Annotated in this window: 16 protein-coding genes; 4 read left to right on the top strand and 12 right to left on the bottom strand. The window is 58.8% G+C overall.

Annotated features, from left to right (window positions below; all coding sequences use genetic code 11):
* Window positions 1–59 precede the first annotated feature (59 nt).
* The 8 genes from lptE to ACQK2L_RS31645 form a co-directional block, all read right to left on the bottom strand.
* Window positions 60–584, bottom strand: coding sequence for an LPS assembly lipoprotein LptE (gene lptE / locus ACQK2L_RS31680; RefSeq protein WP_425401066.1), 525 nt, complete (start codon window positions 582–584; stop codon window positions 60–62).
* Window positions 585–636: 52 nt separating this feature from the next.
* On the bottom strand, window positions 637–2019 hold the full coding sequence (gene bamD, locus ACQK2L_RS31675; RefSeq protein WP_425401065.1) for an outer membrane protein assembly factor BamD: 1383 nt from the start codon (window positions 2017–2019) through the stop codon (window positions 637–639).
* A gap of 117 nt (window positions 2020–2136) precedes the next feature.
* Entirely contained in the window at window positions 2137–2733 is a 597-nt protein-coding gene (locus ACQK2L_RS31670; RefSeq protein ID WP_425401064.1) for a DUF456 family protein, read from the bottom strand.
* A 23-nt stretch (window positions 2734–2756) separates the two neighbouring features.
* Window positions 2757–4055, bottom strand: a complete 1299-nt coding sequence (locus ACQK2L_RS31665; protein ID WP_425401063.1) for a hemolysin family protein — start codon at window positions 4053–4055, stop codon at window positions 2757–2759.
* Window positions 4052–4543, bottom strand: a complete 492-nt coding sequence (gene ybeY / locus ACQK2L_RS31660) for an rRNA maturation RNase YbeY (protein WP_425401062.1) — start codon at window positions 4541–4543, stop codon at window positions 4052–4054. Before ybeY ends, ACQK2L_RS31665 begins: the two co-directional genes overlap by 4 nt.
* A 72-nt stretch (window positions 4544–4615) precedes the next feature.
* Window positions 4616–6886, bottom strand: a complete 2271-nt coding sequence (locus tag ACQK2L_RS31655; RefSeq protein ID WP_425401061.1) for an HD family phosphohydrolase — start codon at window positions 6884–6886, stop codon at window positions 4616–4618.
* 79 nt (window positions 6887–6965) lie between these two features.
* A complete protein-coding gene (locus tag ACQK2L_RS31650; protein ID WP_425401060.1) occupies window positions 6966–7904 on the bottom strand; it encodes a PhoH family protein in 939 nt (312 codons plus the stop codon).
* A gap of 208 nt (window positions 7905–8112) precedes the next feature.
* Window positions 8113–8355, bottom strand: a complete 243-nt coding sequence (locus tag ACQK2L_RS31645) for a BON domain-containing protein (protein WP_425401059.1) — start codon at window positions 8353–8355, stop codon at window positions 8113–8115.
* Window positions 8356–8781: 426 nt separating this feature from the next.
* On the opposite strand from ACQK2L_RS31645, the gene ACQK2L_RS31640 reads away from it, so the two are divergent.
* Window positions 8782–11628, top strand: coding sequence for a response regulator (locus tag ACQK2L_RS31640; RefSeq protein ID WP_425401058.1), 2847 nt, complete (start codon window positions 8782–8784; stop codon window positions 11626–11628).
* A 12-nt stretch (window positions 11629–11640) separates the two neighbouring features.
* On the opposite strand, the gene ACQK2L_RS31635 is transcribed toward ACQK2L_RS31640, so the two are convergent.
* Window positions 11641–13161: a sigma-54-dependent transcriptional regulator gene (locus tag ACQK2L_RS31635; RefSeq protein WP_425401057.1), complete on the bottom strand. Its 1521-nt coding sequence runs from the start codon at window positions 13159–13161 to the stop codon at window positions 11641–11643.
* A 264-nt stretch (window positions 13162–13425) separates the two neighbouring features.
* Here ACQK2L_RS31635 and ACQK2L_RS31630 point away from each other — a divergent pair, with 264 nt between their 5' ends.
* The 3 genes from ACQK2L_RS31630 (at window position 13426) to ACQK2L_RS31620 (ending at window position 14890) form a co-directional block, all read left to right on the top strand.
* Window positions 13426–13623, top strand: coding sequence for a hypothetical protein (locus tag ACQK2L_RS31630; protein ID WP_425401056.1), 198 nt, complete (start codon window positions 13426–13428; stop codon window positions 13621–13623).
* Window positions 13624–14103: 480 nt separating this feature from the next.
* Entirely contained in the window at window positions 14104–14271 is a 168-nt protein-coding gene (locus tag ACQK2L_RS31625; RefSeq protein WP_425401055.1) for a DUF1328 domain-containing protein, read from the top strand.
* A 136-nt stretch (window positions 14272–14407) separates the two neighbouring features.
* A complete protein-coding gene (locus ACQK2L_RS31620; protein ID WP_425401054.1) occupies window positions 14408–14890 on the top strand; it encodes a PA2169 family four-helix-bundle protein in 483 nt (160 codons plus the stop codon).
* 135 nt (window positions 14891–15025) lie between these two features.
* On the opposite strand, the gene ACQK2L_RS31615 is transcribed toward ACQK2L_RS31620, so the two are convergent.
* The 3 genes from ACQK2L_RS31615 to ACQK2L_RS31605 all read right to left on the bottom strand — a co-directional run bounded on the left by ACQK2L_RS31615 (window position 15026) and on the right by ACQK2L_RS31605 (window position 17714).
* Window positions 15026–15253 carry a hypothetical protein gene (locus tag ACQK2L_RS31615; RefSeq protein ID WP_425401053.1) on the bottom strand — a complete coding sequence of 76 codons (228 nt, stop codon included), beginning with the start codon at window positions 15251–15253 and terminating at the stop codon, window positions 15026–15028.
* A 322-nt stretch (window positions 15254–15575) separates the two neighbouring features.
* Window positions 15576–16457: a YihY/virulence factor BrkB family protein gene (locus tag ACQK2L_RS31610; RefSeq protein ID WP_425401052.1), complete on the bottom strand. Its 882-nt coding sequence runs from the start codon at window positions 16455–16457 to the stop codon at window positions 15576–15578.
* 39 nt (window positions 16458–16496) lie between these two features.
* The gene (locus ACQK2L_RS31605) at window positions 16497–17714 is read right to left on the bottom strand and encodes an AI-2E family transporter (RefSeq protein WP_425401051.1); all 1218 of its coding nucleotides are present in this window, start codon (window positions 17712–17714) and stop codon (window positions 16497–16499) included.
* Window positions 17715–17752 lie beyond the last annotated feature (38 nt).

Raw genomic sequence — 17752 nt, 5'->3', positions numbered from 1 at the left:
CGTTCCAGCGTAGTCCACTCTTGACCGACGGCCAAGCGAGGGCCAACGGATCGCCCTGGCTACCATGCCTGTTCCATCGAGCCCACGATTTGCTGGGCGAGTCGTTCGATGGCGACTTGCTGGCTGGACGAGACGGTTTGGCCGACTGCCGGAACCAGCAGCGATGTCTGGCCAACGATCTCCGCCGACAGCGGGTACACCTGCGGCGCTGCTGCGTACCCGTTGCGGCGGTGGTTGACGAAAGTGACCTCCGCCCGCAACTGGTTCTCCGCGGCACGCACCTGGTCGAAGGCATCCTCGACCGTGGTACGGCGAATGTCGTTTTGCAGATGGACCGTGAGTACCGCGTCCGCGGCCGGTGTGCCTACCACCTTGTAGGGCGTGTTCAGTTCGATCTCATTCACGATCGCCTCGGTCAGTCGCTCGCCCAAGTCGCGGCGGTAGCTGTCCGATTCGATCATCGGCACGTAGATCGTCCTCACGTCGGGGGCGTACAGCGATTCGGATCCCATGCGATACGCGGCGCAGCCCAGCGATGCCAGGCCGCAGGCGGTAATCAGCAGCAGGGTAGAATTGCGTCGCATGGAGAACTGCAGTTGGCGTTGGTCAAAGCATCGCGTCGAGCGGAACTGTCGACTAGCGCAGCAAGGTGCTATCGTCGTTGTCTTGCTCTGGCGCCTCGGTGTCGCCGCCGCGCGAATCGCGAAGTTCCGGCACGCGGGCGACGCGGGTTCGCTCGGGATTCTCGGGGAACAAATCGATCACCGTCTTCAGCGGAACGTCTGGAACGTTTGGTTCGTCAGCGATCTGCGCCAGCCGCGTACGCGCGTCGGCGGCCAACTGCGACTGCGGGTGTTGGCGGACTACTTCGGCGTAGTACACCTTGGCCGCACCGTAGTGTCCGGTGTTTTCGTAGTGCTTGGCCATCGACATGTGGCGTTCCACGATTGCTCGCGCCACCTGGCCCTGCGTTTCACGCAGCCGTTCGCGTTCTTCGGTGTTCAACCGACGGGCGAACTGGTTACTCAACTGTTTGGCGAGCAACTTGGCTTCATCGAGCGGTGCTCCATCGTACTCCGGTCCCTGGTACTTCTTCAGTTTGGTTTGCAGCCCCAGCAGGTGCGCTTCGAACTGGTAGTCGCTACGCGGATACTGCTGCCGCAACAATTCGTAGTAGTGGTCGGCGTCGCTGTACTTGCCAGTACGGAAGTAGATGCCCGCGATGGCCATGATCGAGTCGTCCGCCCGGGGACCGGTCGGATCGTACAGTTGAATATCTTCGTAAGTCTTCACCGAGTGGCCCAGGGTATCGAACCAGGGACGGGTCTCGTCGACGAAGTTAGGCGTGAGGGTCCAATGTGGTTCGTGCTGGTGGTGCTGCTCCCAGTACTGGGCGATCGACCACATCCGTTCGATCACGTTGTCGACCTGCGCCGAGTTGGGATACTTGTCTAACAACTCGACGTACTTCTCGCGAGCCTTGATGTACTCGTCGTCGTAGAAGTAGCAGTTGGCCTCCTGGTACATGGCCTGTTGTTCGATCGTCGAACTGGGCCAACGGTCGGCGGCTTCGGCGAATCGCTTGGCCGCACGACGGTACTTCTCTTGAGCGTATAGCTCCTCCCCTTCCTTGTAGGCTTCGGTGGCTTTCCGCTGATTCGGTCCGAGACCTACCACCTGTTTGGCCTTGTTGTACTGCGCCTTTGGATCGAGTCCCGGCAGCAGTCCCTGACTCGCTTTGTCTTCTGGCGAGAACACGAGCGCTTCCTCTGACATCGGGGCGTCCATCGGCTGCCCGTGACTGTCGTAGAAGCCCGGCGCACCTTCCACCTGATAGCCACTGCCGACGACGTACTCGGCTTTGTTCTTGTTTTTCTTCCACCACTCTTTGGTTCCCGGCTTAGCGGCCGCGCCGAACGTCGGCATGCTGGGCATGCGAGTTGGCAACGAGCTGCAGCCGCACGTCGCAACGAGTGCAATGGCCAAAGCGGTAGTGAATAATTGCTTGAGACGAGTCATGAATTCTGCAAACCATCGGTGGAAGGACCGAAGCACGGACGCAATCGCGGCCGCAAGACAAGGCGGCGGAAGGTAGTTCACCTGGCGCAGCGGCGTCAAGTGCAAACCTAGCGGAAGCTAGCGAGCGGAATCGCTTTCAACCGCGGCGGGAGCGGGAACGTCCGGCGCGGCGGGCTCTTCGCTCTCGGGCAGATCACTGGGCAGAGGAAACGCGTAGATTGCTAGCACCACAAACATCACACTGCCGAACGCCAGCTTGCTGATCGTCCCCCAAAAGCGCCCCTTGGCGGCGCCCACGGCTACACTGCCCGCCTGCTGAACGCTGGTCTGTCCGTTGGAGAGCTCCAATAGCCCCGCCCCGATGGCAGCTCCAAGAATGGCCCCCAGCACAGGCCCGACGACTGGCACCGGCACGCCAATAATGCCGCCCGCGACGCCGCCCACTACGGCCCCGACCACGCCCCGCCAAGTTCCGCCAGCGTTCTTGCTACCAGCCGCTCCGGCCAGGAACTCGGCGATCTCCGACCCCAGTGCTAGCGCTGCAACCACCACCACCGCTTGCCAGCCCAGCACGGTGCCGCCCGTGGCGAGCGAGAAACCCACTGAGGCGGCCACCATCAACCACAGACCAGGTAGCCCCACCGCGCTGATTGCCAATCCCGCCAAGGCGATCAGCATCAGCAGCAGGTAATACAGCAGATAGAGCCAGTACATATTCCGAACGCGCCTAACGTGCGCTAGGCAATCTCGCGAGTACCCGTTTGTAGTCGTTCAAGTCGCACGCGGTCGATGCGGCGACGGGTGGCTTCGAGTACCGTGATCTTCAATAGGTCGTTCCACAGCAACGATTCGCCCACGGATGGTACACGGCCAAACTCGCTGAACACAAAACCGCCAATGGTGTCGAAGTCGCCATCGTCGGGCAGTTCGACGCTCATGGCTGTGTTCACTTCGTCCACATGGGCTCGGCCTGCGGCTTCGAAGATGTCTTCGTCTTTCTTTTGGATGACCTCTTCGACGTCTTCGTCGTACTCGTCGACAATCTCGCCGACGATTTCTTCCAGCACGTCCTCAATCGTCACCAAACCGGCGACGCCGCCGTACTCGTCGAGCACGATGGCGATGTGCGTTCGCTCCTGCTGGAACATCTTCAGCAGATCGTCGACCGCTTTGGTCTCCGGCACGAACAGCGGCTTGCGGACCAGTTCGCGAACCGGGGTGCGGGGCTCGCTGGGGTCGCGCGCCAGCTCCGGCAGCAGGTCTTTGCTGTACAGCACGCCGATGATGTCGTCGCGATTCGTATCGTAAACGGGAATGCGAGTGTGACCGGTTTGGATCACGTCGAGCAACAGCTCCTCCCACGCCAGCTCAAGCTGCACCATGTGCATATCGGTGCGGGGAGTCATGATCTCGGCGACGTCGGCGTCGCCCAGTTCGATCACGCCTTCGATCATCTCCCGCGCCTCGCCCTCCAGCAGGCCTTCGCGATGCCCTTCGGTAACGATGGTGCGGATTTCTTCTTCCAGCGATTCTTCGTCCAAATGGGGCGCCGTGCGGCCGAACACGCGGTGCAATACGGTATCCATCAATTGGGCGAAACCAACAATGGGACTCGCCAGCACTGCCAGCATCCCGAACATTGGCCAGCAGTAATAGAGCACGTGCGCCGAGAATAAGCGCGAAGTCGTCCAAGGCACCGCAACGCGGATGAGCGTCAGCACCAGTCCGAGCAGCAAGCCGTGTAGTACGGTGGTCGTCCAGCCGATGGGCAATACGTGGTTGGCTTCGCTCCACAGCCACGCGACGGAGCTGACGATGAACGTGGTGATCGCCAGCACGGTCAGCACGTCGAGTCCGAGCGCCACGCGATCGTGCGAGCGGATCACCTCGCCGAACAGTTCGACGTCGTCACGCTTTTCGCATAGTTCGCGGAGGTCGTGGCGCGAGAAACCTCGCAGCACGCGCGTGCCAACAGAAAAGAAACAAACCAGGGCGGCGCTGACGATCGCCACCCAGAGCAGCGGATCGAGCGTCACCGCGTGGGGTCTCCTTCACAAGTAGTTGGCTCGGTGGGATATACCAGCGACCTGGCGCGGTCGTGTGGGATACCCAAGTCGGTTAGCCAGTAACTCTCGGCCTCCCGCATTTTTGTCGCAGCAGCAGGCGTCTTGTCGTCTAGCCCCACCAGGTGCAAGGCTCCATGCACGACGTACAGCAATAGCTCTTCTTCGGCACGGTGGCCGTAATCTTGGGCATTGGACATCGCGGTTCCGGCGCTGGCGATAATCTCGCCTTCGAGCGGCCCATCAGGCTCCGACAGCGGAAAGCTCAGCACGTCGGTTGGATAGTCGTGGTCCAGATGCTTGCGATTCAGTTCGTGCATCTGGGTATCGTCGACCAATGTGACGCTGATAGCCGCCTGAGTGTGCCCTGCGCCAGCCACAATGCGTCGGCAGGCTTCTGCCAACAGATCGGCGTCGATAGATAAGAGGTCTTGGCGACTGGTGATCGCGATGTCGATCATCGTTCCGTGTTTGTTGCGAGCCCGCGGCTAGTCTTCCGCCGCGAGCCTGTTTCTGCCGCCTGCTTCCGTATGTCAGCCTGTCTTGGCTTTCTTTTCCTCCGGGTACTTCACCCGTCCATGATACACGGCCGTGAGGGATTTCACCAAGCTGTCGCCTATTTTACGCACTTCTTCCAGCGTGAGTCCACACTCGTCGAATTGTCCGTCCAACAAGCGTTTTTGGGTCAATTCTTCGACCAAATTCTCAATTCGCGAGGGTGTGGGCTCCACCAGCACGCGGCTGGCGCTTTCCACTGCGTCTGCCAGCATCAATACACCGGCTTCCTTGGTTTGCGGCTTGGGGCCGGGATAGCGGAACGAGCTTTCGTCCACTTCGCTAGCGTCGGGATCGTTCTCGCGACGGTCGGTTGCCTGGCGGTAGAAGTACTCTACCAGCGTGGTGCCGTGGTGTTGCTGAATGAAGTCGATAATGGGCTCGGGCAGCTTGTTTTGCCGCGCAAGGTCGGCACCATCTTTCACGTGGGCAATGATCACCAGCGTGCTCATGGCCGGCACGAGCGCATCGTGGCGGTTGCCGCCGGCACTTTGGTTTTCGACAAAGTAGCCCGGCTTGAGCATCTTGCCGATGTCGTGGAAGTAAGCGCCCACTCGGACGAGTAGTCCACGCGCGCCAATCGCTTCGGCAGCCGCTTCGGAGAGCGACGCCACGTTGATCGAATGGTTATAGGTGCCCGGTGCGCGGCGGACCAGTTCTTGCAGCAGCGGGTGAGCGGGGTCGCCTAGCTCGAGCAAACTCAGGTCGGTTTGTACGCCGTACAGTTTCTCGACCAGCGGCAGGATACAGGTCATCAGCGATCCCGCGATCACGGCCCACAGCGCGAGCCACAGGGCGACTTGCATGGTGGGCTGGAAGGGATCGCCCTCGAGGGTGCCGACACCCAAATTAGTAAAGAACGCCACGCCTGCGGCGGTGAAGCCGACACTTAGCAGCTTGCTACGCGTGCGTACTGAGTCGAGCACGATAATCGCGCCCGCTGTGGTGGCCATCAGCACCACCGCTTCGTGCAGGTTGGCGCCGATGGAGGTGACGCCGACCAGCGTAACTGCCGTGGAAAGTAGCAGCGCCAGCGGCTGCGAATAGGCCACGGCCATGGTCATGCCGAACAGTAGCAGCGGAATGACCTCCGCCTGGCGGTGGTAGCGGAAGGTGAGCCACATGAGCGCCACGGCCAACACCACCGCGGCCAGAACACCGATGAACCGACCGAGGTCGCGGAGAATGCGCGGCTCCATTTTGTAGATGTAGAACCCACACAGCGTGTACAGGGCGATGTACATGCCGAAAGTCGCCCCACTGTAGGCCAAAGTTTGCTGCCAAGTGAGGTTCTTGAGCCGTTGTGCGTGGCCGGCCTCCAGTTCGGCAAACTGCGCCGCATTGATGGGAGTGTCGGCGAAGGCCAGTACCGATTTGCCTTTGACGTACTCCTTCATGACCGGGGCGACGTTTTCGGCTGCGGTCTCCCGCGCTTTGCGCGTGGCGTCGTCGTCGAGGGTTAGTGTTGCAGGTAGGTCATCGTACAGGCGGGCGAAGAGGCGGTTCGCCAATTCGAGCGACGGCAACTCTTGCTGCAGCCGACGTTGCACCTGATCGCGCACATTGACCAGCAGCACGTCGTTGAGTTGCTTGACAACGGCCCCATCCTCGCCATCGGTGTGCCGGATCTCGATCTCGGTGCTAGTGGCAAGGTCTTCGTTGGGCAGTTCCTTCAGGATGCCCACTTGCTCCAGCGGTTTCAGCACCGTACCCAACGCTGTAACAATCTTATTCTCGGTGTCTTCCGTGAGTTGCTTGTTGAACGCCAGGAACTGATCGGCTCGCTCCTGTTCGGTTGGTTCAGGCGTGCCCTCGGCCAAGTCGGGCTGGTATTGTGCCCAAATTGCCGCGTCCGCCTCGTCCAGCGATTTGGCGCCCGCCAGTTGCGCCAGCTCGTTTTGTACGCGATTTTTCAACTCGTCAATGAGTTGCGGATTCTGCGTGTAGACGGCCGTAGCCGTGTCCATCGCCAACTCGATAGCTTTGTTCGTGGCTTCTTCATCCTTGACCTTAAAGTCCACACGGGCGACGACATCGCGGTGAGGGATTTCTCCCAGGTGGTATTCCAGCGGCGGCGCCCAACCACCGGTGATGGCCCACATCAGCACCGCCGCGATTGCGCAAATGGCGAGTCGTAGCAGCACGGGACCGCGGCGCAGATTATGCGCAAGGGCGGTCCACCGGCCCGGCGGCAGTTCCACTGCGGCGACACGCTCGCTTCGTGTTTTCTTGGGAGTGGCGGTGGACACGGTATGGGGTGGTGGGATGAGAACGATGAACCGCCAGCGGCGATTGTCGAGCAGTTGGTTCGATCAACTCGGCGGTGGTTTACCCAGTTCCTTCCTCGTAAGCTCGCACAATGGATTCCACTAGGCGGTGGCGAACGATATCGTCTCGCGACAGGATGACTTGGGCGCAACCAGGGATGCGTTTCAATCGGGCGATGGCATCGGTCAGGCCGCTACGCGTATGGGAGGGCAAGTCGACCTGCGAAGTGTCGCCCGAGACAACCACTTTGCTGTTGGATCCCATGCGCGTGAGGAACATCTTCATCTGCGACACAGTGGTGTTCTGCGCCTCGTCCATGATGATGAACGCATTGTTCAGCGTGCGACCACGCATGTAGGCCAGCGGCACCACTTCGATCACGTCGTCAGCCATGTAACGCTTCACCTGATCGTAGTCGATCATTTCACCTAGGGCATCCAGCAACGGTCGCAAGTAGGGATTGATCTTCGACAGCAAATCGCCCGGCAGATAGCCCAGGCTCTCGCCGGCTTCGACCGCGGGTCGCACCAGGACGATCTTGCGAATCTGCTGCGCCTTTAGCGCTTCGATGGCGGTGGCCACCGCCAGGTAGGTTTTTCCTGTACCGGCTGGGCCGATGCAGAATACCAAGTCGTGATTGCGGATGGCCTCGATGTACGCTTCCTGACCAGGCGTGCGAGCGCGAACGGTGCGGCCCGCGCGCTTGACGTCCACCGGTTTGGCGCTGCTCTTGGGCGAGTTGCCAACTACGTTGTTGATGATCTCGTCCACTTGGTGGGGCATGAGCGCTCCCTCGCTGCCGATGGTAGAACGCATCTGCTCGAAAATGGCCGTCGCCTGTAGTACGGCGCTCTCAGGGCCGCTGAGGTGGATTTTGCCACTGCGCGTAGAGATCTTCGCCTCGGTCGACTCACGAATACGGCGGAGGTGCTGGTCCGACGTTCCGAAGAGGAGGATGAGTTGCTCGGGGCTACCTACCGGAATCGATGCTTCGATCATCAACCATCGCCGCAGCTCTCGGCCACTGCGTAAAGTGTGGGAAATCGCAGGGCGTGCACGGTGCTGCGCCCGACCAACAACTATACCTAATGTGGCGACGAAACAGCTAGCCGCGTGCTCCCCATCTGGCGCAAGTCCTTGCAGGCATTCGGATTATGACGAATGCGCCGGCTGTGCCTCAGGTGGAGAGTTAGATAGCCCCCCGGTTCTACGACTCGCAGTTGCAGGGCGATTCGCGGTGGCCGACCTCGATCTGGTTGACGATTCGGCCTACTTGCGGGACGCTCGCAGCAATCGTCTCGGCAACCTGTTTCAAGTGTTCCGTTGGAAGTTCACCCTCCAGAATGACCGTCCCCCTTTCGATTCGGCAATCGACCACCTCGAGCTGGCGGTAGCCATGGCGTCGATAAGCCGAGCGGACAAGCGAAGTGATCAGTCGCTGAGAGTGCATTTTCCTTGTGATGGACGGGGGAAATGAGGTCGACGGCCAAGAACACGGATGACAGATTCTAGGCGTGTGTACTTGCAATACCCATGCCGAACTGGCGGAATGATCGAAGGCCGACGAGACGGCTGGTGCTTCCAGCACCGCGGTCGTTGCTCGACAAGCTTCCAGCTCGGTCGTTGGGCGTCCACTCGGCGCTTGGTGGACCCATCATGCCGAGTGCACGATTGGCGACGAATCGTGAGCACAGCCCCGTTTTGCTTAGCTCAGCTAGTTGAGTCAGTATATGGTACGTAGATTGCAAACTGGATTTCCTGGTGTGCTCCGCCATGTCATCTCAGTCCGCGCTATGGAGTTTGGCTGCCGACTGAGATGGTGATAACGAACTTCGCAGGAACGCGACTTCTTCCAATCAATGTTTGGGTTTACCGCATGGCTGATTCCGCCGGAGACACCGACAAGCCGCTGGTGGAGGCTGGCAAGGCGATACGCCAGCACGCCAACGACATCGTTTCGCTCTGGATCGATCGTGCGCAGCAATCTCCGGAGATTCCCTTCGCGCATCGTCAACAGCTTCGCGATCACCTCCCCAGTCTGTTGGAGCATGTCGGACGGCACCTCGAAAATGGTCGTTCCACTCTGGGGAAGAGAAGTGAAGCCGCTGCTGAAAGTCATGGCCGGCAACGGTGGCAATTGGGGTGGCGACTCGACGATGTGGTTCGCGACTATCAGACGCTGCGCCCCGTGCTGATTGACTATCTCCTCGATCAGAAAAGTCTCGATGTCACGCCCGAGGTGCAGTCGGCGATCGCTGAGCTGATTGATGAGGCCATTGTCGAATCTGTGCAGAGCTTCTTGGAATTCCAAGATAGCTTCGATACGGTTTCGCATCGCACGGCTGCGGAGTTCTCGGCCATCATTTCATCTTCCGCCGACGCCATCATCAGCATGGACATCGACGGGACGATACAAAGCTGGAACCACGCAGCACAGCGGATCTATGGGTACGAGGAAGCAGAAGCAATCGGACAATCGGGCAGGATCATTCACTCGGGCGAACGATTAGACGAATTCGACACCCTGCTCAACACCGTCAAACGTGGTCACTCGATCGAGTCGACGGATACCACGCGAGTCACCAAGGATGGAAAGGAAGTAGCGGTGGCAGTATCCGCATCACCCATCCGCAATCGGGATGGCGAGGTTATCGGTTGTTCGACCATTGCGCACGACATATCCGATCGGGTGCGTGCTGCGGAAGCCCTGAAGCGCGCCCTGGAAGATGCCGAAACAGCCAACCGTACGAAGGGTCGGTTTCTGGCCAACGTTAGCCATGAGCTTCGTTCGCCAATGAATGCGATTGTGGGGATGCTTTCGCTGGCCTTGGACGAAGACTTGACGACGGAGGTCCGCGACAATCTTCAAGTGGCTCAGGAAGCAGTCCGGCAGCTCAATCAACTGGTAGACGACTTGCTGGATGTATCAAAACTCGATGCAGGCAGTTTCAAACTGGAGGACGGTCCGTTCAGCTTGAGGTCGGCGCTGGACGAGACCATGCGACTGGCGAGCCTGCGGGCTTATCAGAAGGGAATTGAGATTGCTTGCCAGATCGATTCCGAGGTGCCCGACGCCCTCATCAGCGATTCGCTTCGGCTCCAGCAGGTACTCAACAACCTGGTTAACAACGCGGTCAAATTCACGGAAAGAGGCGAGGTGCTCGTGGAGGTTAGTCTGGTCGAAGCCAACGACTCGGACTGCCAGATTGCGTTCCGCGTGAGCGACACAGGGATTGGCATCTCGCGGGAAGACCGTGAGAAGATATTCGCACCTTTCGCCCAGGCCGACGCCTCTTCGACTCGGCAATTTGGAGGATCCGGCCTGGGGCTTTCGATTGCCTCGCACCTGGTCGCTTGCTTGGGGGGCGAGTTGACTGTCGAAAGCGAACTGGGCAAGGGGAGTATTTTCAGCTTTGTGGGGTACTTCCGCCGCAATGGCGATGAGCCTCGGTTGGAGACTCCTGCAGTTACCCGACAACATATGCAGGACGTTTCGGCACTGGTAGTCGACGATCACGAAGCGAACCGCGCTATCGTGCAAGAGCTGCTAAGCAACTGGGGAATTCAGGCGCGAGGAGTCGAAACCGGCGAGGAGGCGCTGCAGGAACTGCAGGAAGGACTCGAACAGGATCGCCCCTACCAACTGGCGATTGTCGACGCGTTGATGCCCCGGAAGAACGGTTTCGAATTGATCGAAGAGATCGTCGAGTTGGATAACGGACCTCCCGCCAGTATCCTGATGATCTCTCCCAGCGATCGCACGATGCTTCGCGATCAGTGCGACAGCGTTCCAGCCGACGCGTTTTTGGAGAAGCCCATCAGCCAATCGAGTTTGTTCAATACGGTCGCCAGTGTGTTGACCGAGGGCGAAACGGTCGAGGCAAAGCCAGTCGGCCTAGGAGGATTGGCGACGCCCCAACGCTCGCTGTCGGTGTTGGTGGTGGAGGACACCAAGGCGAATCAACGAGTTGTGCAGCGAGTACTGGAGCGACGAGGGCACCAATGTACCTTGGCTGGCAATGGGCGGGAGGCGATCGAGTATGCTCGCGAGCGTTCTTTCGACGTGATCCTGATGGACGTGCAGATGCCTGTGATGGATGGATTTCAGGCCACCGCCGCGATTCGGGAGTGGGAATCCAGGGCCCAGTTGCTGCCGACGCCGATCATCGCGATCACCGCCCACGCCATGCAAGGAGACCGCGACCGCTGTTTGGCGGCGGGAATGTCGGATTACATTGCCAAGCCATTGGATATACTGGAACTTGCCCAAGTGGTCGAGAAGCATGGATTGCTGGCCGGTACCCCGTCGCAACCAGGTATCAACTTGACTCCCCAGCACGACAATAACCCATCGACGCCGACCTCGTCGGAGGTTGCTGAGAGTATCGATCTCAGCGGTGTGCTCAAGCGGCTTCGTGGCGACCGTGGACTGCTGGCCGATCTGGCCGCCTGCTACTTGGAGGACTACCAGGGACTGCTTCAGGCGGTGGAGGACGGAGCAAACGCCGGCGATACAGCAGAAGCACGGCGGAATGCTCACAGCCTAAAGAATCTGGCGATGACCTTCAATGCTGAGCAGAGTTCAAGACTTGCAACCGAGATGGAAGAGCTGCTAGCCGATGGTCATCAGCAAGCAAGCTTGCAGAAGCTGCCTGTTTTGACCTCCGCGTGTAACCAACTCGCGGACTTGCTGCGTCCGTATGCAGGCGATTCGGCGACTTAACGGCAGCGACCATCAGGTGGCCGCAACTTCGTCCGGATCGGGCTCCGTATCTTCCTGCTCGGCGAGTTCTCCCGAATCCATGTCGTCTTTCAGGCTAACGACTTGCGAGATCGAAATGTTGTGCGCTCGAATCTTGTTTCGTAAGCTGCCCCGCGTAATTCCCAGCAGTCGAGCTGCCTCGGACTGATTGCCCTTGGTGTGTTGCAATACCTGGCTGAGTAGATTGGTTTCCAGCCACGACAGCATATCGGCATACAGGTCGTCAGGGTTCTTCGCCAAGTGCTGGTCGATCATGCTGCGGATCGACCAACCATCGCGATCGCTTTGGGGGCCGGCGCCGGTTCCAGACTCATAATTACTCAGCGCATCGGAGATGTACTCCGGTAGATGGACGGCCATCAGCACCGCACCGGAAGCTTGTAGCATCGCTTGCTTGAGCACACTTTGTAACTCGCGCACATTGCCGGGCCAATCGTACTCCATCAGCATGTGCAGTGCGTCGGGCGCGATTCCTTCGACCTCGCGAGTGAGTTCGCGGTTCAAAAGTGCAAGGAAGTGTTGAAACAGCATCACGCGGTCGTCGCCCCGCTCCCGAAGCGGAGGTAGATTGATCGTGAAACCGTTGAGGCGGTAGAACAGGTCGGAGCGGAACTCGCCCTCCTCGCACATCTCTTCCAGATTGCGATTGGTTGCGGAGATGATGCGGACATCGGTGCTGATCGTTTCGTTGCCGCCGACCCTTTCGAACTTCTGTTCTTGCAATAGTCGCAACACTTTGCTTTGCACCAACGGTGTCATGTCGCCAACTTCGTCGAGGAAAATAGTTCCCCCAGAGCACTGTTCGAACTTTCCAATTCGACGCTCATGCGCTCCGGTGAATGAGCCTTTCTCGTGCCCGAACAGTTCGCTTTCCAGCAGCGTCTCGGAGAGCGCCGCACAATTCACGGCCAGGAATGGACCATCGGCTCGGGATCCATGTTGAAACACCGCACGCGCGACCAGTTCCTTCCCGGTGCCACTTTCACCCCGTATCAACACGGGAATATTCTGCGGCGCTACCCGTCCAATCGCTTTGAACACTTCCTGCATGGCAGAACAGCGGCCTACAAAAGCGTCTCCTTTTTCGTCGGGCTCGAGGATCTCTCGCATGCCCACCGGCACCGCCGCCATGCGGCGCGAGGCTGCTGCCCGCTCGACGAGCGTCTCGAGCTGGTTCAGATCGACCGGCTTATGGATATAGTCGAAGCCTCCGAGTTTCATCGCTTCGATGGCGGTATCGCTGGTGCCACTGCCGGTAATGAATATCACCGGAAGATGCCCGTCGAGTTGGCGAATCTGTTGGAACGCTTCGAGTCCCGAGCAGTCAGGCAGAATAATATCCAGCAGCACCACATCCGGCTTCATGGTTTCCATGGCTTCGAGCCCAGCTTGTTTGCTGGTTGCCGCATGGACCTCGAAGCCGGAATTCTCTAACGCTCGACTCACCAGCACGTGGATCGAGCGATCGTCGTCAATAAGTAGGATTTTTTTCATGGCGGTGACATTAAGCAAAACTGGGGCCACTTATGACGCAAAGCAGCATTCTTCAATACTAAGGACCTATTGGCGTAGCTGGTAGGCGTCCAGGCGTCGAAAATCGGTCTTTCGACAACCAGTCTGACTGGCTGATGACCAGCCACGGTGTGAGAGAACCCATTATTGGGCCAAATTGGCCCTGGCTCCACCGTTGGGCACGCTACGTGCGATAGCTACCTCGCACGTTTTGCTTCGTCAGGAACCAATTCCAGGAGAATAATCATGAAACTAGCTGTATCCGTACTTCGGCACACTCTGGCAGTCGTTGCGATTGGTGGACTTGCACTTTGTTTTGTGGCCACCACCGGCTGCGACACAAAAGAGGAGGTTTTGGACATCGAGACTCCGGCTGGCGATGTCGAAGTGAACCGAGACAAACTAACCGACGATGTAGAAGTGGATGTATCGAAGGACGAATAGTCGCCCTTTCACAATGCGCAGACGAAGCGGACCTCTGTTGGTCCGCTTCGTCTCTTTTGCGACCTTGGCTGACATATCTCTAGCTTGTTCGCCAATCTCTTCTACGGACCAGCGGTCGCATTAACTTGCCAGCGCAACTCTTGTCCGTACCGCTCGAAGATGATCTAGCGTGGCACTTCTTGCGCGACTTCCTACACGCGGCGATGCGCGCCCGCGTTGTTGGCAGCCCTCGCGCTGTTACATCGGCTCGTTCTGCAATCAGAAGCTGAATAGAGTGTGACCGCGCGATCTGCGCTTGTGTCGTCCAGCGCGGTGCAACCTCTACCAGTTCTCAGTTCTTCTTCGGCCGTTTTATCGAGCATTTTCGTAGTTTGTACTTTTGGCATTGCGATTGCATTGGTAGTCAATCGTAAACGCAACCGAGTCGACCGCACCTGCATTTGTGTGGCGACACATCCCTTCGAGAAAGGAAGGCACACTATGTTAGGTTGGGCTATCACGTTTCTGGTTATTGCATTGATTGCCGGCTTGTTCGGTTTCGGACTGGTGGGAGGAATGGCCTATGGTGCTGCAAAGATTTGCTTCTTTGTGTTCCTGGTGCTGTTCATCGTGAGTTTGATTTTCCCACGAGTGCGTTCGACGGTGTAGCACGCAAGTAGTGCTTTCATATGCCTTGTCGATTGGACGGCGCAGACCGGGGACAAGTTCTCCCCCGCCCCCTTCTTGTCCCTGGTCTTGCCGCGACCCTTAACGCAAATCACACCTCAACGGAGTTAGGAAGAATATGAGTATCTCGACGCAAGAGACGAAAGCCACTTTGCCAAACGAAACTGTCAACAAGCTGGCGCAACTGGTACAGATCAACCGCGACAGCGCTTCTGGCTTTCAGGAAGCAGCTGAGGCGATCAACGATAAGTCGCTGGCTTCCGACTTCCGCGTCTGGGCGGTGGATCGCACCCGCCAGGCGGACGAACTGAATGCCTTGGTCGAGGTGAACGATGGCCAGGCGTCTGATGATCGAAGCTGGTCGGCGGCCGTGCACCAAGCGTGGCTGAAGTTCCGCAGCGTGGTCTCCGGCGGCGACGCCTACGCCGCACTGGCAGAGGCAGAACGTGGCGAAGACGCCATCAAAGAGAAGTATGAAGACGTATTGAAGGAAGTGGCCGGAAGCGCTGCTACGGATCTGCTTCAGCAGCAGTACGCCAACGTAAAAGCAGTGCACGATCGTGTGCGTGACCTTCGCGACGCTCGGAAGAGCAAGAAGTAAGATCACTGCGGCGAAGGTATGATCTCGGAGAACGCTGCTTCCGAAGCGGCGCACTGTTCTCGCTCCCCGGTGGTAACCTGGTCCACCGCAAGGGAAGATCGCCTGCCTGATCGACTTTCGCCGCGGGGGACCTGGCTATCGGCGGCGTCCGTCATTAAGGCAAGGTCGATGGCCATCTCCTGCTGGGAACGCCCACTTGGTAAGGTCCGCCCTGTCGTCGGTCAAGTGATAGCCGCTAAGGTCTGCAGTACTGGCGCCGGCGTTGAAGAGTTCAATCCAGTCGGGTGTGTCTCCGTCGCCGTCTTGCAACCCACCGCTATTCGAAGCGAGAAATTCCGTGATATAGAAATTGGCCGAGAGCACGGTTCGTTGCTCCTGGCGCTCTACAGACAACGCTGGCCGGCTTTTGAGGTTATCGCGAGAGGATTTGCCAATGTACGGGAGGAGAGATCTGATTCGAGACAGCTTGAACATAGACTTCCATCAACGCGCTTCTCTGTTCGCGTGCCTCTCGAACTGATGTCCCTAGCTCACGTTCTACGCCGTCCGCCTGGGACATCGCTGAGTAGTGAGGCATACATACCTGCGGCTAGAACGCTGCCATCTATATGGGCGGGGATCGCCCGATCTGACACGAAATCCAGCGATTTGCTGGAAATTCGGCTAGCCCCAGTGCCGTGTGAGACTATCCAGCGCGTTCTTTTTTCGCCTCGCGCTTCTGGATCGCCCGATTCTCGACGTGGCGCGTCAACTCGGCGCCCAACAGGAACACCAGCGCGCTGTAATACAACCAGGAGAGCAGCACGGCGAGCGAGCCGGCCGCGCCGTAAGCCGAACCGATGCCCAGATGGGCGATCAAGATCGACAGCACCGACCTGCCCACCCAGAACATTCCAGCGGTCAGCAGCCCCCCGCGCCATGCGTCTTTCCAGCCCACGCGCACGTCGGGCAGCCACTTGTAGATGGCTGTGAACACGCCCCAACTCACGAGCAGATTCGTCACCGTACCGGTCAGCCACGCGGCGGTGCTTGCCATGGCTGGCGGTAGCAACGGTTTCAGCGCGTCGCCGAAGGCGGCAAACAGGGTGCTCATCACCAGCGACGCGACCAATAGCAGCGCAACGATGATGACCGACGCAATGGAAAGCAGGCGTTTCACCAGGAAGTTGCGGTTTCGCTCGCGGGGCGAATCGTCCACGTCGCTCCAAATGGTGTTCAGCGACACCTGCACCTGAGCCACCACACCCGATGCACTCACCAACAGGACGGCAACGCCGATGATCAAGCCCGCCTTCGACTTCGGCATCTTTCTCGAGTGTTCGAGCACTTCGGAGATTTGCTTGGCGCTAATCGGTCCAACAGCTGCTTCGATCTCTTCCATCATCCGCTGCTCGACTTCCTCGCTCCCTCCTAGCGCGCCGGTGCTTGCTACGTAGGCCACCAAGGTGGTTGAGATCAGCAGCAGTCCCGGCAGCGAGAAGATCATGCCATAGGCAATGGCGGCCGCCATTTGTGGACAGTGGTGCCGGCTGAAGTCGACAGCGGTCGAGCGGATGAAGGCAAACATGCGAGGCCCTGCAAGCGGAACGGCGATTTACACGGCCTTCTATTTTGCGAGGAACACGCTGATCGGTTCAAGCGACTCATGCGCATCACAGGCGATCTTGGCCATTAATAAGAGCGGCACCGACAGGAAAATCCCCCCAATTCCCCAAATCCAGCCTGCCAGAAAGACTGCCAGCAGAATGACGACCGGGTTTAGGCTGATCGATCGGCCCAGTACGACGGGGGTGATGAGATTTGCTTCGATGCCGTTAACGCCCAAATAAATGGCGGGTGCCAAGAGGGCGTGGCCCAGGTTTTCGAACTCGCCTATCGCCACGACGAACACCGTGAGGGTGCCGATGATCAAGCCGGCAAACGGGATGTAATTCAGCATGGCGGCCACCACGCCCCACAGCAGCGGATTCGGCAGTCCGATCAGCCACATCCCGATCCCGATCACGATGCCCAGCCCGATGTTGATAAAGGTAATGGCCCCGAGATAGGCGGACATCTTACGCTCTACCTCTTTGATCAGCATCACTAGATCTCGCTTCTCCCGCCAGGTTCGCCGGACTTGTATTGCCTTCTCCAAAAACCGATCGCCCGCGGCGAGCAAGAAGAACAAGAGCGAAAGCGTCACAATGCACGCAGTGGCGAAGCTGCCTGTGCTGCTAAGCATGCGGTTGGTGAGCGGTGGTTGCTCTACCTCTACCTGCAGTTTGGGAAGAGGTAGCAGCGAATCCGACGCCTCCGCCTCCTGCTCTGGGACGGAGGTAAGCTTTTCGACTTCCGACTTGGCCTTCATCAAGTTTGCCAGAGGGCCCGCTGACGAACTCACTTCCTCGCGAATCTGTTTGATGCTCTTGGGGAATTGTTCGATCCACTGGTTGGCCGGCTTCCACAACGCGCGGGCGCCCAAGGCTAACAAGATGGAGAAAGCGGTCATCACGAGGATGGTGCTCACGACATCCGGTAGGCCGAACTTGCCAATACGTTTGGTCAGGGGTTTGAGCACGAGGCTGAGCACGATCGCCATGGTCGTGGGCAACAGAATCGCGCGTGCGAAGTACAGAGTGTAGAACACCGCCAAGACCGTTAGCACGATCAGGCAGGTCTTTTCGGTTATCCGCCGTGCCGGATCTGCATCCTCTGCGGCGGAGGCTTCTATGGACACCTCCTCAGAGCTTTCTGCTCGCCTTGGGAGTACGTCGATGCGGACGTGTTGGACGGAAGGTGCAGGGGCCGGCTCGTCGCTAGTAGGAGAACTGGGAAGGGACATGTTTTAGTCAAACCGGCTGGTGGGAGAAGTTGGAAAGG

It is taken from the genome of Aeoliella sp. (genome assembly GCF_965227375.1).
In the GTDB taxonomy this organism is placed as follows: Bacteria; Planctomycetota; Planctomycetia; order Pirellulales; family Lacipirellulaceae; genus Aeoliella.
The sequence above is the reverse complement of the archived record's forward strand: the minus strand, read 5'-3'. Positions and strand labels throughout refer to the sequence as shown.